Here is a 22,055-nt window from a genome sequence, read left to right on the forward strand (position 1 = left end):
AATGACCCGACGCCATCGCGAGCAAGCTCGCTCCCACAGGGGGCTGGGGTCAGGTGCGCATGCCGCGCCCGCTGACCAGCAACCGCGCGCAGCCGATGTAGAGCACCACGGTTGCCACCAGCATGAAGGTGATGGCGATGCTGATCTTGATGTCCGACACCCCGAGGATGCCGTAGCGGAACGCGTTGACCATGTGCAGCACCGGGTTGGCCAGGGATACGGTCTGCCAGAACGGCGGCAACAGGGAGATCGAGTAGAACACCCCGCCCAGGTAAGTCAGCGGCGTGAGCACGAACGTCGGGATAATCGAGATGTCATCGAAGTTGCGCGCAAACACGGCATTGATGAAACCCAGCAGCGAAAAGATCGTGGCCGTGAGCACCACCACCAAGACCGTCACCCCCAGGTGATGCACCTGCAGATCGGTGAAGAACAACGACAGCAGGGTCACGATCAGGCCCACCGCCAGGCCGCGCAGGACACCGCCCAAGGTGTAGCCGATGAGGATCGTATGGGGCGACACCGGCGAGACCATCAACTCTTCGATCGAACGCTGGAACTTGCTGCCGAAGAAACTCGACACCACGTTGCCGTAGGAGTTGGTGATCACCGACATCATGATCAGCCCCGGCACGATGTAGTCCATGTACGTGAAGCCACCCATGTCGCCGATCTGCCGGCCGATCAGGTTACCGAAGATCACGAAGTACAAGACCATGGTGATGGCCGGCGGCAGCAGCGTCTGCGGCCAGATCCGCATGAAGCGCCGGACTTCACGGTAAACGATGGTATTGAGGGCGATGAGGTTGGGGCGCAGTTCGGAACTCATGCTCATACCGCCACCTTCGCCAGATTCTTCTCCACCAGGGACACGAACAACTCCTCGAGGCGATTGGTTTTGTTGCGCAGGCTCAGCACTTCAATGTTTTGCAGGGCCAGTTGGGTGAACAGCCCGGTGATGCCCACGGCTTTGTCCACCTGCACTTCCAGGGTATGGCTGTCCACCAGGCGGGCCGGATAGCCGACGAGCTGGGGCGCGGTCTTCAGGTCGTGTTTCAGGTCCAGCAGGAAGGTTTCCACATGCAGTTGGCTGAGCAACTGGCGCATGCTGGTGTTCTCGACAATGGTGCCGTGGTCGATGATGCCGATGTTGCGGCACAACTGCTCAGCCTCTTCCAGGTAATGGGTGGTGAGGATGATGGTGATGCCTTTCTGGTTCAGCTCGGTCAGGAAGCTCCACATCGAGCGACGCAGCTCGATGTCCACGCCAGCGGTCGGTTCGTCGAGGATCAGCAGGCGCGGCTCATGCACCAGCGCGCGGGCGATCATCAGGCGACGCTTCATGCCGCCGGACAGTGAACGGGACGGCACGTCACGCTTGTCCCACAAGCCCAATTGGGTCAGGTACTGCTCGGCGCGCTCGTTGGCGATCTTTGGCGGGATGCCGTAATAACCGGCCTGGGTCACGACGATGTCGAAGGTCTTTTCGAACTGGTTGAAGTTGAATTCCTGGGGCACCACGCCGATGCAGCGCTTGAGGGCTGCGGGCTCGCGGTCCAGGTCATGACCGAACACGTTCACCGTGCCGCTGGTCTTGTTCACCAGGGTGGAAAGAATGCCGATGGTGGTGGATTTGCCGGCACCGTTAGGGCCGAGCAAGGCGAAGAAATCACCTTCGGCGACGTCCAGATCGATACCACTCAAGGCCTGGAAACCGTTGCCGTAGGTTTTGGTTAGCTGCCGGATGGACAGAGCGGAACTCATATCGGATTACGCACCAAGAAGGGAGGGAAGAAAAGAATAGATAAGGGCGGGCGGCGAGCAATGCAACACGGCGCACCAAGGCAATGGTGCTTGGCGTCGCCGCACAAGTACAGTCAAGTGTGTTGATAGTAGGTATTAAGTCAACGCGGTCATGACGGCTTTGCGGTAGGCCGGGCGCTGCTGCAACCGCGCGTACCAGGCCTGTACGGCAGGCCGCTCGGCGCGCTGGATGGGCATCTCGAACCAGGCATAAATGAAACTGCCCAGGGGAATGTCGCCCATGCCGATTTCATCACCCGACAGGTAAAGCTGTTCACTCAAGGTGCGCTCGACCATGGCCAGCAAATCGTCGCACTCCTTGATCGCCGCATGGATGGCCGTCCAATCCTGTTGTTCGGCCGGGGTGCGCAAGACGCCCCAGAACACCGTGCGAAACGGTGCGGCAAAGCTGGACGTGGTCCAGTCCATCCATTTTTCAGCCTGGGCCCGGGCCTGTACGTCAGCAGGATACCAGGCCGAACCCGACGCATGACGGGCCGCCAGGTAACGCACGATGGTGTTGGATTCCCAGAGCACGAAGCCGTCGTCCTCGATCATCGGCACGCGGCCGTTGGGGTTTTTCGCGCGGTACTCGGGCGTGTCCACCACACCGAACGCCCCGCCCGCATCGATGGCCTCGTAGGCCAGCCCCAACTCCTCCGCGCACCATAATGCCTTGCGCACATTCGATGAATTTTTCCGGCCCCATATCTTCAGCATCACGGCGTCCTCGATGGATAAATGCCGCAGCAGCATACGCCGGATCAGGCGCGACTCAAATCGCCCTGCATGTCGCCGAGCAGGCGCGGCACCTGTTCGCCGAACAGGTGCGGGTAGCACTTCTCCAGGTGTTCGAAGAAGAATGCCTCGGGCACGTCGGCGAACTGGCCATGGTCGGTGATGTACTCCATCAGCTTCGCTCCTTGCCGATTGAACGGGTGGAAGACGCTGTCGTGGCGACCGTCGAATTCAAGCGGGGCCACGTCGAACAACGCGCACAAGCCCTGGTTGAAAGCCGGCGTGGCCTTGACCCAGCGGTCGTTCAGGTACAGCTCGGTATAACCGTGCATGGCGAACACGTCGCTTCTGAGCAGTTCCAGCAGACGCGGGGTGGACAGGTGGTTGCGCACATCCGCCAGGCCGATCCGCGCCGGGATGCCGCAATGCCGGGCGCAACCGGCCAGCAAGGTGGCCTTGGGAACGCAATAGCTTTCACTCGCAGCCAGCGCGTAACTGCCGCGCAAGGTTGCCGGGTCGCGACTGAAGGTATAGGGGTTGTAGCGCACCGCCTCGCGTACGGCGTAATACAGGCTGACCGCCTGGGCCAGCGGGTCGCGCTCGGTGCCGCGGTGGTTTTCGGCGAAGTCGATGACCGCGGGGTGATCGCTGTCGATGAAGCGGCCGGGGTTCAGGTATTGCTGCATAAAGGGAAGGCCTCTGGAAAAACATCACCCCCGCGTAGGAGCTGTCGAGTGCAACGAGGCTGCGATCTTGTCCCAGACAGTTGAATCGCAAGCGAAAGATCAAGATCAAAAGATCGCAGCCTTCGGCAGCTCCTACGGAGGGCTTGCCTCGAGTTTATCCACAGCCCCGGCCCAGGGATAACGGCATTCCGGCCAAACAATGGCGTTTTCTCACCTTGTTAACGAACGATTTCCCGCGGCTGTTGCCAACCAGACTGGCGCAATGCAACCAGGGTTTCCCAGGAATTCAATCACATCGCGCCGACTGCCGGTTTTGCAGATGCCGTCTAAGCTCTGAAAGTCGGTTTTGCCTTGGTTCACGGAGGATTACATATGCTGTTGTTGTGGATACTGGTCCTGGTTGTCGGGATCGCCTGGCTGGCGCATCGACGCACCGCACCGCTGCCCGCGCTGGGTATCGTCGCGGTCTACCTGTTGGCCATGGGCATTTTCAGCCACGCGCCCGGCTGGCTGATGCTGATCCTCTGGGTGGTGCTCGCGGCTGTCGCGGCCCCGCTGCTGCTACCGGACCTGCGCCGCAAATATTTCAGCGCGCCAATGTTCGACTGGTTCCAGAAAACCCTGCCGCCCATGTCCGAGACCGAGCGCGACGCCATCGATGCCGGCACGGTGTGGTGGGATGGCGAACTGTTCAGCGGCCGCCCGGACTGGAACGTGCTGCTGGCCTACCCCAAGGTGCAACTGACCGAGGAAGAGCAGGCGTTCCTCGACGGCCCTACCGAAGCCCTCTGCGCGATGGTCAGCGACTGGCAGATCGGTCAGGCCATGGACCTGCCCCCTGAAGCCTGGGCCCATATCAAGGAGCACGGGTTCTTCGCGCTGATCATTCCCAAGGAATATGGCGGCAAGGGCTTCTCCGCCTATGCCCACTCCCAGGTCGCGATGAAACTGGCCACGCGCAGCGGTGACCTGGCCTCCACCGTGATGGTCCCCAACTCCCTCGGCCCGGCCGAACTGCTGCTGCACTACGGCACCGACGAGCAACGCGACCATTACCTGCCGCGACTGGCCCGCGGCGACGATATCCCCTGCTTCGCCCTGACCGGGCCGCTGGCCGGCTCCGACGCCGGGGCGATGCCCGACACCGGCATCATCTGCAAGGGTGAATGGGAGGGCCAGGAGACCCTCGGCCTGCGCCTGAACTGGGAAAAACGCTACATCACCCTCGGCCCGGTGGCCACGCTCCTGGGCCTGGCCTTCAAGGCGTATGACCCCGACCACCTGCTGGGTGACGAAGAAGACCTGGGCATCAGCCTCGCCTTGATTCCCACCGACACCCCAGGCGTGCATATCGGCCGCCGTCACCTGCCCCTGGGCGCCGCGTTCATGAACGGACCGAACTGGGGCAAGGACGTGTTCATCCCGCTGGACTTCCTCATCGGCGGTCAGGCCATGCTCGGCAAGGGCTGGATGATGCTGATGAACTGCCTGTCGGTCGGGCGCTCGATTTCCCTGCCCGCGGTGGGCACCGGCGCTGCGAAGTTCACCAGCCTGGTGACGGGCCAGTACGCCCAGGTCCGCGAACAATTCAACGTACCGTTGTCGGCGTTCGAAGGTATCCAGGAGGCCATGGCGCGCATCGGCGGCAACGCCTGGTTGATGGATGCGGCACGCATGCTGACCGCCAACGCCGTGGACCTGGGGGAAAAACCTTCGGTGCTGTCGGCCATTCTCAAGTACCACCTGACCGAACGTGGTCGCGAGTGCATCAGCCACGCCATGGACGTACATGGCGGCAAGGGCATCATCATGGGCCCGAACAATTACCTGGGGCGCAGTTGGCAAGGTGCGCCAATCTTCATCACGGTCGAAGGCGCGAACATTCTGTCGCGCAACCTGATGATCTTCGGCCAGGGCGCCATTCGCTGCCATCCGTTCGTTCTCAAGGAAATGGCCCTGGCAACCCGTGAAGACAAGGACCAGGCGCTGGTCGAGTTCGATGCCTTGCTGCTCAAGCACATCGGTTTCGCCGTCAGCAACGCCGCCAGCACCCTGGTGCTCAACCTGGGCCTGGGGCATTTCGAGAGGGCCCCCGGCAATGCCTTGAGCCAGGGGTATTTCCGCGCCCTCAACCGGCAAGCCGCGGCATTCGCGCTGCTGGCGGACTTGAGCATGATGCTGCTGGGCGGAGAGCTCAAACGCCGCGAACGCTTGTCGGCCCGCCTGGGCGACGTCTTGAGCAACCTGTACCTGGCGTCCGCCGCGCTCAAGCGTTATCACGACCTGGATTCGCCGGACCACATGACGCCGCTGTTCACCTGGGCCATGGAAGAAAGCCTCGGCCAGTCGGAACGTGCGCTGGATGAACTGCTGAGCAACTTCCCGAACCGGGTACTGGGTTGCCTGTTGCGCCTGGTGGTGTTCCCCTTCGGTCGGCGTCACAAGGGCCCGAGCGACAGGCTCGACGCCGAGGTGGCCGCGGTCATCGGCCGGCCCAAGGGTGACCCGACTCTCGAAGAGTTGCTGCAGGGTTGCTATCGCCCGCAATCGACCGACGATCCGGTGGGCGCCCTGCAACACGCCGCCGACCTGCTGGCGGCCGCCCATCCGCTGCACAAGAAACTGCACGGTGCGCTCAAGCAGGGTCAGCTCAACCCGGCGCCTGGCGAACCCCTCATCGATGCGGCCCTGGAGGCCGGCGTGCTGCAAGCCGGTGAAGCGCAGGCCTTGCGCGCAGCCGAGGCGGCGCGGCGCAAAGTCATCGACGTGGATGATTTCGACAAGGCCGAACTGACGCTGGCGCCAGACAAGGTCCGTTAATACTGACGGCCAGGTACACCGTCACCTGTAGCTCTTCACCTACAGCTCTTCATCTATAAAAGCGGGCGCAAGGGCTTTATACTCCTGCGCCCGTTTTGCTCTTGAGGACTTATCTCGTGTCCAATGTCGTTGCCGATCACCTTGTCTTGCTTGACCACTTGCGCAGCATCCTGGTCGCCGTGGGTGAGGCCGAACAGGTGCCCGAAGAAAGCCACGCCTTGTTCCTGGAGCGCTTCGACGAGTTGCGCGCGCAATTGCCCGTCGACCCAATCGAAAGCCAGTACCTGGGCCAGGACCTCCTGTGCCAAGTGATCGTGCGTTACCCACAGATCGCCCACCTGGTGCCTCGCGACCTGCTCTGGTACTTCGCCGGTGACTGCCTGCACTACATGCCTGACGAAGAAATCGCCCTGTACCAGGCCCTGGAAGAACGTCGTTTCGAAGCCGAGCAAAACGACGAACCTTTCGACTGGAACCAGGAAAAGCAATTGCTGGCGATGTCGGACCAGGACAGCAAGCACTGATTGCGATCCGTCATGCAAAAGGCCCGCACGGTTAAACCGGCGGGCCTTTTTTTGGCCTTGCCCAAATGTGTTGCCTGGACGGGCCTCATCGCGAGCAAGCTCGCTCCCACAGAAAGTCATGATCAACCGCAGCCAGTGTGGGAGCGAGCTTGCTCGCGATGAGGCCCGTCAGAACAACCCGTCACTTTCCGGCAACTCATAGTGCGCCGCGACCTTGCTGGAACGCCCTCCTCCCGCCACCTTGTTCAAAGTCGGCTCCTTCGCCAGGCACTCCACCAGATAATCAATGAACACCCGCAGCTTCGGCGGCAGGTAGCGGGTCGGCGAATGCAGCAACCACAAGCCACCGTGGTACGAAGCGAGGAACGTCCAGTCGGCCAATACCTGCACGATCAACCCCTGTTCCAAGGCGTGACGGGCGGTGAAATACGGCAGGCTACCGATGCCGATGTGCTGCAAGACCGCCCCCAACCGTACCCCCGTGTGATTGGCCGCATAGCGTCCGCGCACGCCTACGGTGACCGACTTGCTGCCTTTCTTGAATTTCCAACGCGCGTCATTGGGCGTTTCGCCCAAGTAAATGCAACTGTGCTCCAGCAAATCGTGGGGATGCGTGGGAACACCGTGTTCCGCCAGGTATTGCGGCGTGGCACAAAGCAGGTGGTCAATGGTCAGCAACTGGCGCCCCACCAGCCCGGCTGATGGTTGATCGGTAATCCGGATAGCCAGGTCCACGTGATCATCGATCAGGTCGACCGGCCGATCCTCCAGGAACAACTCCACATCGACCTTCGGATAACGGCGCAAAAATTCAGGCATGTGTGGATGAATCACGAAACGCCCCACTGCCTTGGGCACGCTGACGCGGATGCGCCCTTCCGCTTCCTGGGTGAACTGGCCGCTGATCTCCATCACTGACCGAGCGGCGGCGACCATCTCCTGGCAGCGCTTGAACACCTCTTCCCCGCCATCGCTCAAACGCAACTTGCGGGTGGTGCGCTGCAGCAATCGGGTCGCCAGGGCTTTCTCCAGGCGAGAAATGCTGCGGCTGATGGCCGACGGCGATGAGCCTGACTGGCGGGCCGCTTCGGAAAAGCTGCCGGTCTCCACGACCTTGACGAAGACCGCCATTTCGGCGAGCAACGGCAACGGTAGATTTGTGCTCATGACGCAACAGTCCTTTGAAATTTGAACGGATTATCACCCTTTTACACGCTACCTATAATCCCGTCACAATTTCTGATGTGGGTATGGACCATGACGCTTCGCCTTTTTTTCCATAGCGATGACCTCAAGGCCAACGTGGAAGTCCTGGACTGCAGCCCCCAGGAAAACGAATTCGCCGTGGTGCTGCGCGCCACCCTGTTCCACCCCCAGGGCGGTGGGCAGCCCTGCGACACCGGATGGATCGACGACGGCCAAGTACTGCGCGTCGTTCAGGACGGGCAACAGATCATTCATTACGTCGACCGCCCAGTAGCCCCGGGCATGGCCACGATCCGCGTGGATGAGCAGCGGCGGCGGCTGAATTCACGCCTGCACTCGGCCGGGCACCTGATCGGCCATTTTGCCGAAAGCCGTGGCTGGAAACCGATCAAGGCCCACCACTGGCCCGGCGAAAGCCGTGTGCAATTCCAGCCAGGGGAAAATCCTCAGGAGCTGGACAGATCAATCATCCAGCAAGGCATCGATGAGTGGATTGCCGAGGATTTGCCTCGCCTGATCGCATTGCGCGAAGGCACGCGAGAAGTCGGTTTCGGTGAGCTGTGCGCCTATGGCTGCGGCGGCACTCACGTACGGTGCCTGCAGGAACTGGGAACAGTCACCATCGCCTCGCTTTCACAAAAGAAAGGCACCTTGTCGGTTCACTACCACGTGGACTGATACCCGCCGTGGCCAGCAGCCTGGCCCGCGGCTCTCAGGCCTACTCGATCCAGACGGATCGGCCCCCGGTCCTTGGCGTCGAGTACCTCGATCAGCGGCGCGTTCTGCTTCCCAGGTAACCCTTCATGTTTCTCCACAACCCACCACGGGAAAGGTCTGCTCCACGAGCCAGACCAGCCTGAGGCGCTGCTGATAGCGCTTGCAGGAGAGCACCAGCGCTAAGCCGTAAAAAATATACACCACTGGGTGATCCTGATTTTTTCGTCGCAAGGCGGCCCTGTTTCTCATGTAAATCTGTCACGCAAAAAACACGCAAAAGACAAATTATTGACGGCCACTTGATCACCAATTTTCCTTCCGTCACTTTTTAGTCGTTTTTTTTGTTTGAGGCGTGGCGCTTTGCCATGCTTGAACTACCTTCAAAAAGAAGCGAGAACAAGGCAGGGTCAAATCACCCTTCAGACGACCTGATTGACATCGGTCTCCTTGCTCGACAACCCGGATATTCCGGTTCCCATAAAGCTTTTTCGTAAGCTGCCTGCCGTTCGGTCAGGCCGGTGTAATGCGCCCGTTTGCTTGTAGCAATGAGGCCTGTGCCCGGACCGCTGAAGGGTTGGATGAAATAGAAGGGGCAGCCCGGGCCTCTCAAGTGATCCGTGGCACTGGTTAAGCCTAAGGATGGCCTCTCTATCGAGGATCACTTCATGACCCAGCGCACCGCCCCCGTTTTAAAACATTTCATTCATGGCCTGTTCTGGATGGGCCTTGGCCTGGATGCGGCTCAGGCCGCTGCGGCAAATTGTTCGCAACTGGACAATCTGCCGGCGACCTTCGAGGTCGGCCAAGGGCTCCAGAGCGAACTGCGTATCCTCGCACCCGTGACGAAATTGGCTGTCGGCGACCCGAAAATTGCCGATGTGCAACCCAGTGGCAGCGATGCCTTCATCCTCACGGGCCTGGCGCCCGGCGCCACCAGCCTGATGGTCTGGACCGACTGTTCGAAAATACCGCGCCAGAGCATGGTCTTTGTCAAAGGCCGGGCCACTGAGGCGCTGACGGGCGCTGCGAGCATGCCTTCCGAAGACCCGATGCTGCTCGCCCAGGTACAGACCGACATCCGTTTCGTTGAAGTCAGCCGGACCAAGCTCAAGGAAGCCTCGACGTCGATTTTCGGCAGCCGTGGCAATTTCCTGTTCGGCTCGCCGAGGACCTTGCCCACCATCGGCGGCGTTGTCCGGCCTTCATTGCCGGTCAATAACGACATGTTCAACCTGTCTTTCGCCACCGGTAAGACCCTGTTGATGATCAACGCCCTGGAAGGCAGCGGTTTTGCCTATACCCTGGCGCGGCCGAGCCTGGTGGCCCTCAGCGGGCAAAGCGCGAGTTTCCTGGCCGGCGGCGAAGTGCCGATTCCGGTACCCAGTGCCGGCAGCGACAATGTGTCCATCGAGTACAAGGAATTCGGTATACGCCTGACCCTGACCCCCACCGTCATTGGCAAGAATCGCATCGCCTTGAAGGTGGCACCGGAAGTCAGTGAGCTGGACTTCACCAACGCGGTGAACATCGCCGGGACATTGGTGCCCGCACTCACCGTGCGCCGTACCGATACCAGCATCGCCCTGGCCGATGGCGAAAGTTTCGTCATCAGCGGCCTGATCAGCACCCGCAACAGCGCCCAGGTGAACAAGTTTCCAGGGCTTGGCGACGTGCCGATTCTCGGCGCGTTCTTTCGTGACAACTCCATCAACCGCGAAGAGCGCGAACTGCTGATGATCGTCACGCCGCACCTGGTCCAACCGTTGGCGGCCGACGCGCAACTGCCGACCTTGCCGGGTGAGCAACTGCGCAATTACGACCCGAATTTCTACCGTATGTACTTCCTCGAACATGGCGAGTTCGACAACCGCAGCGGGCTTTCCCAATGAGCCGGCGCCTGGTGTGCAACGCGTGCGACGTCCAACGGTTCGCCAAGGGGTATTCCATGAAAACAGTGATCGCATTAGCGGCGACCTTGATGCTTGTCGGTTGTGCCAGCAGCGGCGTGGTGGCTTCACGCACAGCCGATTGCGCCAAGCCCGGAGCCGACCAGGAACTGGCCTTGAACATGGCGGAAGACATGGCCAACGAGGGCCGTCTATACGCCAGCCTGGCGAACCTCGAACGCTTGCCCGAAGACTTGGTCCAGGTCCGCCTGCGCAAGGCTCGGGTACTGCGCCTGATGGGCCGCAACGAGGCCGAACCGTTGTACAAAAGCCTGCTGGGGACATGCCTGGCCGCTGACGGTGAGCATGGCCTGGGTCAATTGGCGGCCGCCAGGAATGACAATTCGGCCGCGACGCAATACCTCGAACGCGCCGCGAAGATGGCCCCGACCGAAGGCAAGATCCGCAATGACCTGGGGGTTGTCTACCTCAATCAGCGACGCATTTCAGAAGCCCGCTTCGAGTTCATGACCGCCATGGAGCTCCAGCAGTCCGACACGCTGGCCGCGCTCAACATGGTGACCCTGCTGATTTACCAGGACAACTGGAAGCAGGCCGCCGAGCTCGCGAACATGGCCAAGCTCAGCCCCCAGCAAGTGGCAGATGCCCAAGCCCGTGCGGAAAAAATCAGGGGTTCGGCCACTCAGGCAGCGACGTCACCCGCCAACCACCTGGCCGAGGTCGTCGATGCTTCAACCGGCGCGGTCAAGTAGAGCGTTACGAGGAGTTCAAGAAATGATGACCAAACAATTGATGATCGTGTGCATGGTGAGCCTGTCCACCGCCGCCTGGGCCATTGAGCCAGGCCCCTCCTCGGCCGCACAGCAAGGCACCGAGAGCTGGATGCAACTGCAGATTCGCGGCGTGGTGGCCTCCACCAACCTGCAAACCGCCTCGGCCGCCGAACGCGAGATGGCCATGCAGCGTTGGCTCAACAGCTTCAACTACCCGATCCCGGAGTTCTTTGACCAGGACTCGGGTGGAGAAATCACCAGCAGCAAATGAAACACGCGGCAAACGAAAGACCACAGCCTCCGGGAGTGCCTGCATTCGATTCGATGTAGGCACTCCCGGAGGCTGTGGTCTTTTGGTTTGAGCGGTCGGCAGACAGGAGTAAACCTGTGGGAGCGAGCTTGCTCGCGATCGCGAACTGACATTCAACCACTTTCATTACTGACCCACCGCTATCGCGAGCAAGCTCGCTCCCACAATGGGCCGGTGCTGAGCACAAGACTCATGAACACCCAGGATCACTTGTGGGAGCGAGCTTGCTCGCGAAGGCGGACTGACAGCCAACATCTTCATTGACTGAACCACCGCTATCGCGAGCAAGCTCGCTCCCACAATGGGCCGGTGCTGAACACAAGACTCATGAATACCCCAGATCACTTGTGGGAGCGGGCTTGCTCGCGAAGGCAGACTGACAGCCAACATCTTCATTGACTGAACCACCGCTATCGCGAGCAAGCTCGCTCCCACAATGGGCCGGCGCTGAGCACAAGACTCATGAACACCCCAGATCACTTGTGGGAGCGGGCTTGCTCGCGAAGGCAGACTGACAGCCAACATCTTCATTGACTGAACCACCGCTATCGCGAGCAAGCTCGCTCCCACAATGGGCCGGTGCTGAGCACAAGACTCATGAACACCCCAGATCACTTGTGGGAGCGGGCTTGCTCGCGAAGGCGGACTGACAGCCAACACCTTCATTGACTGAACCACCGCTATCGCGAGCAAGCTCGCTCCCACAATGGGCCGGTGCTGAGCACAAGACTCATGAACACCCCAGATCACTTGTGGGAGCGAGCTTGCTCGCGAAGGCGGACTGACAGCCAACACATTCATGGACTGTCAAACCACTATCGCGAGCAAGCTCGCTCCCACAATGGACTTGCGGCAGGGCACGGGAGGTCTACATATTCCCGAAGGCCCTGAACACGCCGATCATGGCCGGGCCGATAGCGACCAGGAAGAAGCTCGGCCACAGGCAGAAGATCAGCGGGAAGATCAGCTTGGTGCCGATCTTGGCGCCCATTTCTTCCGCGGCCTGGGTACGCCGGTCGCGAAACTCATCGGCGTAGATCCGCAGGGTATCGGCCACGCTGGTGCCAAAACGGATACTTTGCGCCAGCAAGCTGACCAGGCCCTGGATGTCCTCCAGGCCGGTGCGCACGGCCAGTTGCTTGAGCGCCTCGGTACTGGTGATGCCCGCCCGGATCTGCGCATTGACCAACGCCAGTTCCTCGGCCAGCTCAACCTGGCTGACCGACATCTCTTCAGCCACCCGCTCAATCGTCGTGGGCAAGGCCAGGCCCGACTCGACACAGACCACCATCAGGTCCAGTGCATCCGGGAACGCCGCGCGCAGCCGGCCTTGGCGCGCCTGCTTGCGTTTGCCGACGTAGATCGCCGGCAGCAACCAGCCAATACCGGCGATGAGGGTTACCGCCAGTAGACCAATGGCCACTGAAACCTTGACCATCGGCAGCAGCAACAACGCAATGCCGACCAGCAACAACGGCAACATCAGGCGCACGGCCCAATACATCTGCACCGCCGAGGCAGACCGGTAACCGGCGTGGGTCAGCAAGGTCTGGGTGGCGGACGTGTGGGCCTGGTCGGTGGAAGCAAAACGCTGGCCGATCCGCTCCAACAGCAGTTGCAGGTTACTGGGCGCCTCCTGCCCCACCGTGCTGCCAGCATAACCACGCTTGATCAGCGCCAGACGCCGCTGCACCGGATCCTGCAGGCCCAGCATCAATAGCAGGAGCGCAACGGCCGCCAGCACTGTGCTGAGGCCAATCGCGGCGATGAACAACAGCCGTGCCAGTTCTTCGTTACCGGTCAACCGGCTCAACAATCCGAGCAAAAAGTCCATGACAGAAACCTCTCGGCGCAACAGCGCTTAAACCTGGATCCGGATGATCTTTCTTATCCAGAAAATCCCGATCAACATGGCGCAGAACGCGCCGATGATCAGCTTGTGCCCTATGGGGTCATTGATCAGCACGGGCATGTAGCTAGGGCTGGTGAGCACGATGGCGATCGCCAGCACGAACGGGATCGCCACCAGCACCCACGCCGACATGCGCCCTTCCGCCGACAACGTCTTGATCTTGCGCTGGAACCGGAAACGCCCGCGAATCAGCCGACTCAGGCGCTCCAGCACTTCGGTCAGGTTGCCGCCGGTCTCGCGGTGGATGAGGATCGAGGTCACCAGCATCATCACCGTCATGCTCGGCATCCGCTCCAGCAGCCCGAGCATGGCCCGGCGCACGTCGTTGCCATAGTTGATGTCGGAAAACGTCATGCCGAATTCCTGGGCGACCGGCCCCTTGTGCTCCTCGGCGACCAGACGCAGGGTTTCATTGAACGGGTGCCCGGCGCGCAAGGCCCGGCACATGGCGTCCAGCGCATCCGGCAAACCTTCCTCGAACGCGGCGAAGCGCTTATTGCGGTCACGCAGGATTTTCAACACCGGCGCCCAGGTCAGTGCAAATGCCGCCAGCAGCGCCATCCACCAGACCGGCGAGACCATCAGCACCAAGGCACCGGCCGCCACCCCCAGGACCAGACCGAGCAGCATGACCCGATAAGCCCGGTATTCATGACCGGCCTGCTCGATCAGTTGCGTCAGGTTGGCCATGAACGGCAGTTGTTCCAGGCGGGCTTCCAGGGGGGACAGCCGCGTCAGGTATTTCTGCCGCAACACGGTTTGCATGTTGGGCAAGTGGTTGGCCTTCTCCAGCACATGCAGGCGCCCGCGAATACGCTTGCGCATCTTGCCGGCTTCGCCGAACACCGGCACCACCACGCCCTGGGACAGCAGGAACACGGCGATGAACACCATGCCAAGGAAAATCAGGATGAACTCGCTGGGGATATTGTTCATGACGTGCGGCCCTCCATCCACTCAGGGCGAAACAAGGTCAGCGGCAACTCGATGCCGCGCTTGGCCAGCACATCGCGGAAGGCCGGGATCATGCCGCTGGGCCGATATTCCCCGAGCACCTCGCCGTGCTCGCCGATGCCCTGGCGCACGAAAGAGAAAATTTCGGTCATGGTAATGACCTCCCCTTCCATCCCGTTGATCTCCTGCATGCTCACCACGCGTCGCTTGCCGTCTTCTTGACGCTCCAGTTGGATCACCACATCAATGGCCGAGGCAATTTGTTGACGCATGGCCTTGATCGGAAATGTCGCCCCGGTCATCGACACCATGTTCTCGATTCGCCCCAGCGCATCCCGTGCGGTGTTGGCGTGAATGGTGGTCAGCGAACCGTCGTGGCCGGTGTTCATCGCCGTGAGCATGTCCATCGCCTCGGCACCACGCACCTCACCGATGACAATCCGGTCCGGGCGCATGCGCAGGCTGTTTCGCACCAACTCCCGCTGGCTCACCTCGCCACGCCCCTCGATGTTCGATGGCCGGGTTTCCAGGCGTACCACGTGGGGCTGTTGCAGTTGCAGCTCGGCCGAATCCTCGATGGTGACGATGCGCTCGTTGTGGGGGATGAAACTGGAGAGCACGTTGAGCATGGTGGTCTTGCCACTGCCGGTCCCGCCGGAGATCAGCACGTTCAGGCGCCCGCGAACAATAGCCTTGAGCAGCAAGGCAATGGCCGGGGTCATCGTGCCTACCTGGATCAGGCTGTCGGTGTTGAGCAGGTCCACGGCGAAGCGCCGGATCGACATGCTCGGACCGTCGATGGCCAGCGGTGGAATGATCGCGTTGACCCGCGAACCGTCCTTGAGCCGGGCGTCCACCAACGGCGAAGACTCGTCGATACGGCGCCCCAGGCTGGACACGATGCGGTCGATGATATTCAGCAAATGCTGATCGTCGCGAAAACGCACGTCGGTGCGTTGCAGCTTGCCGAAGCGCTCGACATAGACCGAGGCAAACCCGTTGACCAGGATGTCGGACACGCTATGGTCGGCCAACAGCGGTTCCAGCGGCCCGAGGCCGAGCACCTCGTCAGTGATCTGCTTGATGATCAACTGCCGGCTGACGGTACTCACTGGCGCCGAATGTTCCTCGAGCAGGCGCTGGCAGATATCGCGGATCTGCCGCGCGGCCTCGGCCTGCTCGAGGGCATCGAGCAACGACAGGTCCATGACCTTGAGCAGCTGCTGGTAGATCTTTTCCCGCCACTCGGCCTCCACCGGCGTGACCTGGCTGCGGGTTTCATACAGCACGTCGGGGATGGCCTGCTCCCAGGCCATCAAGGCGTCCGTCGGGTCCGGCAAGCCATCGCCGGGCTGGGCGCCCGCGGCGGCAACAGGTTTGGCGGGCTGTTTGCGCAAGCGGTTACGAAAGTCGCTGATCATGGGTCATCCCCCGAAAAAACGGTTGAAGGCACGTTTAAGCAGGCCCTTGTCCGTGGCCATCTGGTGACCGACCAGGTCTTCGGTCAAATCGCGCAGGGCAGCGGTGATGGCCGCCTTCGGCGCATGCAGCCCCAACGGCACGCCAGTGTTCTGACTCTGGCTGACCAGGTTGAAGTCATTGGGCAATTTCGACAGGTTCGCGCAGCGCAGGGCCTCGCCGATGTCCTTGAGGCTGACGGCGGCGTTTTTGTCATAGCGGTTGATCACGATCTGCAACTGCTCCCCGCGCACGCCCAGGTCTTCGCGAAGGATCCGCACCAGAGCGCTGGCATCACGCAGGTGGCTGACGCTCTGTTGCACCACCACGTACACCCGGTCCACCTGTTCCAGCACCGAGCCGGTGAGGTGATCGATCTGCCGCGGCAGGTCCACCACCACCCAGTCATAACTGGCGCGGGCCAGTTGCAACAGGGCGTCGAGCTGTTCGGGTTGGGCATCCTGGGGCAGGCACAACTCACCGGCCCGGCCTCCCAGGACGTGCAGGGTCGGGCTGAAGTGGCTGCAAAAACCCCGCAGCGCGACACTGTCCATCTCATCGATCTGCTGCAGCACTTCCAGATGGCTGTGGGACTGCGACACGTCCAGGTAATGGGTCACGCTGCCAAATTGCAGGTCCATGTCCAGCAACAGCGTATTGCCTGCCCGGGCACTGAGCTGCTGGGCCAGGTTGCACGCCACCAGGGTTCCACCGGAGCCGCCCTTGGCGCTGATCACCGCGACCAGCTTCCCTTCGTTGCCGTTGCCGAGACGGACTTCCGCCACCAGGCGATTCAGCGCCGCCACCAATTCCGTGTCGGCGATGGGTTCGGGCAGCACATCCCGGGCTCCGGCCTGCATCGCCAGGCGCATGCCCTCCTGCTCGCCCAAGGGACCGCACACCAGCATCGGCGGACGTTCATGGGCCGGACGTTGCAGCAACGCCGACAGTTCTTCGCGCCACAGATGGCTGACGCGCAACAGCAGCAGGTCGGGCATGCGGTCCAGGCCGTAGAGCGGATCGACATGGCCGTTGCTGACCAGGCGCGTGCTGACCTCAAGGCCAGGCATGCGCTGGCAGACGCATTGCAGGTCGCGCAGGGACGTAGCATCGCGACTGCTGATCAGTATCCGCAGCCCGGCTCTGCCGGTGGTGGTCGAAAGCGGATTTTCCCTGGTGTTCAGCATGGTGTGATCTCCCCGGAATCGGAATGACGCCCAAGGCTTTCGCGTGGCAAGGTTGCCCTGAACGTGGGCAAGGTAATGGGCACGCCCAAGCCGGGAATGAACAGGTTGAAAACAAAGTTCTGCACGCTCAGCCGGACATAGCGAATGGCTCGAAAGCCGGTGGCGCCGGACGTGTCGGTGGGGTTCGCTACCACGGCGCCGTTGACGTCCAGGTAGGTCAGCGCCAGGTTCGAGGTCGCCAGGTTGCTGATCAGTTGGCTGGTGCCGGCGTCCGTCGCGGCGTTGAAGATGGCCCGGCGCAAGACCACCGGATCGCTGACATTGCACACCGCCGCCAGCCGCGCGCCACGGCGCGCCGCTTCATCCAGCGCATTGACCGTGAAGTACAGCCGGCCCATTTCCACCACGCCGAACAGCAGGATGAACACCAGCAAGCCCACAAAGGAGAACTCCACGATGTAAGTGCCGCGCATGTGCTTGTGATTCATCACAGCGCCCTCATGACAGTGGTCGCCACCAACTGGATGCCCAGTGGAATGGCATTGCCGAAGAAACCTGGGATCGAACCCGCGCAGTTGCCCGCGCCAATCACCGGGCAGAAGGTGTAGGTAATGGTGACGCGCACATGGTCGATACCCTCGGCGGCGACCTGCACATTCGCCGTGGTCAAGCCTGACACCACAGCGGTTCCCGTCGCGCTGGGCACGCCATACACCGCGACGTTTTTCGTCTGGGTCAGGAGCGTGCTGCCCAAGGCGACAGTGCCAAGGGTGGAGTTCCAGGCCTGGCTGGCGACGAAACGGTCGGCATCGCGGCTGGCCTGCAACAGCACGTTGTACTGGTAGAGCATGCGGCCGAACTCGCCGAAGGCCAGCAGCAACAACAGCAACAACGGCAGCACCAGGGTGAACTCCACCAGCGCCACGCCTTGCTGGGCTTGCGCGGGTTTGAACTGAGAAAGTCCCATGACGCCTCCTACGAGTCGGTGCTCGGAGTGCCGCTGCCGTTGAGATAGGTTTTGTAGAGCTGGATGATCTGCGGGCCGGCATCGGTGGAGGGTGTAGGACCGGGTACGTTGTCGCCTTCGCACTCCTGGACGAACTGGCCAAAGATGATGGACTCCGAACCACCGCCGTCCACTGGCTGCACGACGAAGTAGCAGCCGAACCCCAAGACTGGAATCGACGTCGAGCCGCTCAGTTTCCCGGCGCAATCGCCAATCACGATCTTCAACATCCGACGCTCGAAAACCCCGTTGCTTTGGCAACCGCTGGCGCCTCCCGCCACACAGGCGGCGACCTTGGCCCGCCAGTCGTTGTAGTCCTGTATCGCCTCGCCGCCCGCCGACAGATCGCCGTTGCTCGAGGTGACGGACTGGCCTTTGTACTGCGCCTGGGAGAGCGCATCGTTGTAGGTGATCGCCGGAGTGCCTGACGCCGTGACCAGGTCCGGTGGGTAGTCCGAAGAACTGACCGGACCATTGTAGATACCGAAGCGCGTGTTCAAGCCTTGGGAAGTAGGGCCGGCTTTATTCCCCGGCGCCGTCTGGACGTTGCTCCCGACACTGCGGCAAACCGAGCCACCGCCGGCCAGGTCCTCCCGGACCGCACTGCCGCCTGAGCCGAAATCCAGCAATTGGAAATTGCCCGGCCCAATGGGCGATGTGTTCCCCGCCGCCGTTTTCAAGACCTCCAGGTCGCCAAATTGGTAGCCCCAGAAGTTGCCGGCGCCAGGGTTGTATTGAGTGGGATCGCCACACACCATCAACGGTGCCAGGTCACAAGGCGAGGTGGGGCTGGGACCTGCCGTGGCAATCGCCGCCACGCGCTTGTTGCCCAAGCCGGCGCTGCCCATCGTTTGCACGAAACTCCAGAAAAAACCGTTCAATTGATAACTGGACACCGACACCCGCACGTATTTGGCATCGGCAGGCCCGGGATAGGAGAACGGGCCGTAGACGCTGCTGGACAGTTCCACCACGGCAAACGCGCCCGGGTTGCCGGCGACCGCGGTGGCCAGTTCGGTGTTGCCGGCGGCGTTGGCATTTCTGTTCAGCGTGTCCAGGGCCGCCGCGCGGGTGGTGCTGGCCATGTTGATGCCGCCACTCACCTGGCTCAGGGTCTTGGCGCCGCCCAAGGCCGCGGCATCCACCGCATTTTGCAGGCGCGTCTTGTTCAGCAGCATGTGCCCGCCATCCAGGGCCAAGGCCGCCATCATGGAAATCGCCACCAGCGCGATCACCATCAGTACACTCACCGCCCCTCCCTGGCGCCGGATATTGGCATTCATCATCGAGCCCTCATCTACAACGTTTGAGGATCGGCATCGCCACGGCCCGGACGGGCCTGGCATGGAGGCGTCATTCAGCGGACATTGATCACGCTGCTTTCAACGCCGCGGATCAGCGTGATCGCCCCGCCTTGCGGCTTGGCACTGCGTTGCACCACAGGTTTTGGCACCGGGGCGGCCGCCATGGCCATGACCGGCGCAGGGGCTGGCGGCGCAACGGCCACGGCCTTCTTCTCCAGGTTCAACGGGTTGCGCAAGGCCAATTGCAGCTTGCCTTCGGTTTGCGCCGTGACCAGCGCTTCGGCTTCGGTGGCCGACATTTCCAAGGTCACGGCCCGCACCACCACCGGCTGGGTCTTGTCGGTGCCCGCCGTCTGGTCCACCGCCAGCACCCGCAGGTTTTCCAGGATAGTCCGGGACGTGGCGCTGTTACTGCCGGCGCTGGTGGTCTTGGTCGCCAATACATCGACCCGATTGCCCGGCAAGAGAAAGCCCCCCACGCCGACCACATCATCCACGCGGACCGAAATGGCGCGTTTGTCCGGCGCGATCAGCGAAGCCAGGGTGCTGCCGCCCAAGTGCTCACTCAGACGCGCGCCCCGCACGATGTCGCCGCGCAGGATGTCGAAGGTGGCGATCTTGCCCACGGCCTGTTCGCTGGCATCGAAAGCGTCGTCCGGGATCGTGTCCATGGGCATGCGCACCGTGGTGACTTGCTGGGCCTCGACCATTTGCCCGAAGGGGATTTCCACCGTGGCGACCACCACGCTTCGCAAATGATCATCGGGGGACGCGTTGAGTCGCGCGCTCAGCCAGGCGTCAGCCATCCATGCGGCACCAAGGCCCATTACCAGGGAAACGCCTATCAGCGGAAGCGTACGAGAGCTCATGTCGGTATCTCCAGATCAAAGGAAGTCGAGCTGAACGAAGTAGTTGTGCCAGGCCCATTCCAGCTCTTGCGGCAACAGCGGGCCGGAACCGCCCAGGTAACGCTGGCGGTCGAGCGCCATGTTCAACAGGTCACGAGGATGACAAGGCACCAGCGGCATGCCTTCGCTTGCATACAACCGCTGCAGGACATAGCGCACCAACAGCGGGTCATACGGGATGCCCAGGCGCTCGCACTCCTGGCGCCAGATGCGTTCGTAATCCTCGGGCTTGAGGTAGCCGAACTGCACTTTGTAGCCAATGCGCCGCAGAAAAGCCTCGTCGGCCAGTTCGAGGGGATTGAGGTTGGTGGAAAACACCAGCACCAGGTCGAACGGCAGCTCGCAATGCCGACCGCCACCCAGGTTGATGAAGTCGCGCTTCTCCTCCATCGGCACGATCCAGCGATTGAGCAACTCCGCAGGGGCCATGCGCTGGCGCCCCATGTCATCGATGATGAACAGGCCGTTGCTGGCCTTGAGCTGCAACGCCGCCTGGTATTGCCGGGTGAACGGGTCGTAGCGCACGTCCAACTGCTCCATGCTCAGCTCGCCGCCGGTGATGACGATCGGGCGTTTGCAGCACAGCAGCCGGCGGTCGATGCCTTCGTTGAGCATCAGGTTGTTCGCTTGGCCATTGTCGTCCAGGCGCTGGTGCACCTGCGGGTCGTAGATCTCGATCACCGACTCGTTGATGACGATGGCATGGGGCACCCAGATGGCCTCGGCGAACAGCCGGATCAATCGGCTGCTGACATAGGTTTTACCCGTGCCCGCCGGCCCGTAGATCATGATCGCCCGCCCGGAATTCAGGGCGACGCCCAACTGGTCGAGCATGCCTTGGCTCAGCACCAGGCCGGCCAAGGCCTGGTTCATGTCCTTGGCGGTGATGCGACCGTGGTGGATGGTCTGGATCTTGATCAGCGAGCGATAAGTACTCACCGGGAACGGCGCCGCGCCGATGTAGCCACTGCGGGCCAGGGCATCACGGGCCGAACTGCGGCCGCGCTCGGTGAGGCCATAACGCAGCGTCTGCCCACCGGTTTGCCCCAACTGGCCCAGCACTTCGACACGACCGTCCTTGCGCAGGAACGCCAGGACTTCCTCCAACACCGCGCCGGTCAGCGCCAGGCGCTCCACCAGCCGCGACATGTCCAGCACACCGGCGTCATGCAAATGCTTGCACACCAGTTCACCCAGGAAACTGTCGGTCAGGCCTGTGTCGCGAATGGTGCATGGCTGGGGTGCCAGGCGTTGTACCGCTTCCCGTTCGCTGGGGTAGGCATCGCTATCGTTGATGACGTGCATGACTAGACTCCCCAGCCGCCGGCAACCAGTTGCCAGTAAACGCTGTTCAAAGTGCCGATCAGGATCGCAATCGAATAGGGAAAGGGTTTGCCCGCCACTTCATCCGAAGTCGGCGCCAGATAGGCCTGGGCTCGTACAATCAACCAGTAGCGTCCCAGGGTCTGGAGCAGTTGGCCGCGGGCCAGGACGATCAGGAAACCGCACACACCGCCGGCGATCAGACTGAACAGCGCCGCCCACAGTGCGTAATAAAAAGGCAGGAAGCTGCCGACCATGGTCATCAGCTTGACGTCACCGGCGGCCATGCCACCGACGGCGTACATGGGCAGGAACAGCGCGAAGCAGATCAGCATGCCCAACAGGCTGTCGCCCAGGCCACCGATCCCGCCGGTATACACCTGGCCGGCCAAGCCCAGAGCAAGGCCCAACAGGACCAATGTGTTGGGGATACGGTGGCGAAGCAGATCGCTCACCACCGCCACACCCAGCAGTCCTAGCAGCAGTACCGTCGACACCAGCAGTTCCATGGACATGATG

The 22,055-nt window shown here is 61.8% G+C and carries 21 protein-coding genes; 6 read left to right on the plus strand and 15 right to left on the minus strand.

Annotated features, from left to right (window positions below; translation table 11 throughout):
• Window positions 1–49: 49 nt before the first annotated feature.
• The 4 genes from ACZ5M5_RS22060 to ACZ5M5_RS22075 all read right to left on the minus strand — a co-directional run bounded on the left by ACZ5M5_RS22060 (window position 50) and on the right by ACZ5M5_RS22075 (window position 3,227).
• Window positions 50–829, minus strand: coding sequence for an ABC transporter permease (locus tag ACZ5M5_RS22060; protein WP_053124195.1), 780 nt, complete (start codon window positions 827–829; stop codon window positions 50–52).
• A 2-nt stretch (window positions 830–831) separates the two neighbouring features.
• Window positions 832–1,764, minus strand: a complete 933-nt coding sequence (locus ACZ5M5_RS22065; protein ID WP_060741215.1) for an ABC transporter ATP-binding protein — start codon at window positions 1,762–1,764, stop codon at window positions 832–834.
• Window positions 1,765–1,899: 135 nt separating this feature from the next.
• Window positions 1,900–2,523, minus strand: coding sequence for a glutathione S-transferase family protein (locus ACZ5M5_RS22070; RefSeq protein WP_060743154.1), 624 nt, complete (start codon window positions 2,521–2,523; stop codon window positions 1,900–1,902).
• A 44-nt stretch (window positions 2,524–2,567) separates the two neighbouring features.
• The gene (locus tag ACZ5M5_RS22075) at window positions 2,568–3,227 is read right to left on the minus strand and encodes a transglutaminase-like domain-containing protein (protein ID WP_464738001.1); all 660 of its coding nucleotides are present in this window, start codon (window positions 3,225–3,227) and stop codon (window positions 2,568–2,570) included.
• Window positions 3,228–3,599: 372 nt separating this feature from the next.
• Here ACZ5M5_RS22075 and ACZ5M5_RS22080 point away from each other — a divergent pair, with 372 nt between their 5' ends.
• Both ACZ5M5_RS22080 and ACZ5M5_RS22085 read left to right on the plus strand, forming a co-directional pair.
• On the plus strand, window positions 3,600–6,047 hold the full coding sequence (locus ACZ5M5_RS22080; protein ID WP_464738002.1) for an acyl-CoA dehydrogenase: 2,448 nt from the start codon (window positions 3,600–3,602) through the stop codon (window positions 6,045–6,047).
• A gap of 116 nt (window positions 6,048–6,163) precedes the next feature.
• On the plus strand, window positions 6,164–6,571 hold the full coding sequence (locus ACZ5M5_RS22085) for a PA2817 family protein (RefSeq protein ID WP_003204309.1): 408 nt from the start codon (window positions 6,164–6,166) through the stop codon (window positions 6,569–6,571).
• Between the two features lie 168 nt (window positions 6,572–6,739).
• Here ACZ5M5_RS22085 and ACZ5M5_RS22090 read toward each other — a convergent pair whose 3' ends face one another.
• On the minus strand, window positions 6,740–7,738 hold the full coding sequence (locus ACZ5M5_RS22090) for a LysR family transcriptional regulator (RefSeq protein ID WP_060741212.1): 999 nt from the start codon (window positions 7,736–7,738) through the stop codon (window positions 6,740–6,742).
• A 90-nt stretch (window positions 7,739–7,828) separates the two neighbouring features.
• Between ACZ5M5_RS22090 and ACZ5M5_RS22095 the strand changes: the two genes are divergently transcribed.
• The 4 genes from ACZ5M5_RS22095 (at window position 7,829) to ACZ5M5_RS22110 (ending at window position 11,445) form a co-directional block, all read left to right on the plus strand.
• Entirely contained in the window at window positions 7,829–8,455 is a 627-nt protein-coding gene (locus tag ACZ5M5_RS22095; RefSeq protein WP_060741211.1) for an alanyl-tRNA editing protein, read from the plus strand.
• A gap of 704 nt (window positions 8,456–9,159) precedes the next feature.
• A complete protein-coding gene (locus tag ACZ5M5_RS22100) occupies window positions 9,160–10,383 on the plus strand; it encodes a type II and III secretion system protein family protein (RefSeq protein ID WP_060741210.1) in 1,224 nt (407 codons plus the stop codon).
• A 56-nt stretch (window positions 10,384–10,439) separates the two neighbouring features.
• Window positions 10,440–11,153: a tetratricopeptide repeat protein gene (locus tag ACZ5M5_RS22105; protein WP_060743153.1), complete on the plus strand. Its 714-nt coding sequence runs from the start codon at window positions 10,440–10,442 to the stop codon at window positions 11,151–11,153.
• A 22-nt stretch (window positions 11,154–11,175) separates the two neighbouring features.
• Window positions 11,176–11,445, plus strand: a complete 270-nt coding sequence (locus tag ACZ5M5_RS22110) for a DUF3613 domain-containing protein (RefSeq protein WP_060741209.1) — start codon at window positions 11,176–11,178, stop codon at window positions 11,443–11,445.
• A gap of 907 nt (window positions 11,446–12,352) precedes the next feature.
• Here the strand turns inward: ACZ5M5_RS22110 and ACZ5M5_RS22115 are convergent.
• From ACZ5M5_RS22115 to ACZ5M5_RS22160, 10 genes are all read right to left on the minus strand, one after another.
• On the minus strand, window positions 12,353–13,318 hold the full coding sequence (locus ACZ5M5_RS22115; RefSeq protein WP_060741207.1) for a type II secretion system F family protein: 966 nt from the start codon (window positions 13,316–13,318) through the stop codon (window positions 12,353–12,355).
• Window positions 13,319–13,345: 27 nt separating this feature from the next.
• The gene (locus ACZ5M5_RS22120) at window positions 13,346–14,332 is read right to left on the minus strand and encodes a type II secretion system F family protein (protein ID WP_060741206.1); all 987 of its coding nucleotides are present in this window, start codon (window positions 14,330–14,332) and stop codon (window positions 13,346–13,348) included.
• Window positions 14,329–15,771, minus strand: a complete 1,443-nt coding sequence (locus ACZ5M5_RS22125) for a CpaF family protein (RefSeq protein ID WP_060741205.1) — start codon at window positions 15,769–15,771, stop codon at window positions 14,329–14,331. Before ACZ5M5_RS22125 ends, ACZ5M5_RS22120 begins: the two co-directional genes overlap by 4 nt.
• Window positions 15,772–15,774: 3 nt before the next feature.
• Window positions 15,775–16,995: an AAA family ATPase gene (locus ACZ5M5_RS22130; RefSeq protein ID WP_060741204.1), complete on the minus strand. Its 1,221-nt coding sequence runs from the start codon at window positions 16,993–16,995 to the stop codon at window positions 15,775–15,777.
• Window positions 16,989–17,483 (minus strand): TadE family protein, encoded by a 495-nt coding sequence (locus ACZ5M5_RS22135; protein ID WP_060741203.1) that lies wholly within the window; start codon window positions 17,481–17,483, stop codon window positions 16,989–16,991. Before ACZ5M5_RS22135 ends, ACZ5M5_RS22130 begins: the two co-directional genes overlap by 7 nt.
• Complete coding sequence (locus tag ACZ5M5_RS22140) at window positions 17,483–17,962, minus strand: TadE/TadG family type IV pilus assembly protein (protein ID WP_060741202.1); 480 nt, start codon at window positions 17,960–17,962, stop codon at window positions 17,483–17,485. The genes ACZ5M5_RS22135 and ACZ5M5_RS22140 overlap by 1 nt, the downstream gene beginning before the upstream one ends.
• 8 nt (window positions 17,963–17,970) lie before the next feature.
• Window positions 17,971–19,287 (minus strand): TadE/TadG family type IV pilus assembly protein, encoded by a 1,317-nt coding sequence (locus ACZ5M5_RS22145; RefSeq protein ID WP_103310917.1) that lies wholly within the window; start codon window positions 19,285–19,287, stop codon window positions 17,971–17,973.
• Window positions 19,288–19,358: 71 nt separating this feature from the next.
• On the minus strand, window positions 19,359–20,174 hold the full coding sequence (cpaB, locus tag ACZ5M5_RS22150) for a Flp pilus assembly protein CpaB (RefSeq protein WP_060741200.1): 816 nt from the start codon (window positions 20,172–20,174) through the stop codon (window positions 19,359–19,361).
• A gap of 15 nt (window positions 20,175–20,189) precedes the next feature.
• Window positions 20,190–21,518, minus strand: coding sequence for a P-loop NTPase family protein (locus ACZ5M5_RS22155; protein ID WP_060741199.1), 1,329 nt, complete (start codon window positions 21,516–21,518; stop codon window positions 20,190–20,192).
• Window positions 21,519–21,520: 2 nt separating this feature from the next.
• Window positions 21,521–22,051: an A24 family peptidase gene (locus tag ACZ5M5_RS22160; RefSeq protein ID WP_464738003.1), complete on the minus strand. Its 531-nt coding sequence runs from the start codon at window positions 22,049–22,051 to the stop codon at window positions 21,521–21,523.
• Window positions 22,052–22,055 lie beyond the last annotated feature (4 nt).

The sequence above is a fragment of the Pseudomonas sp. Van50 genome, assembly GCF_055390755.1.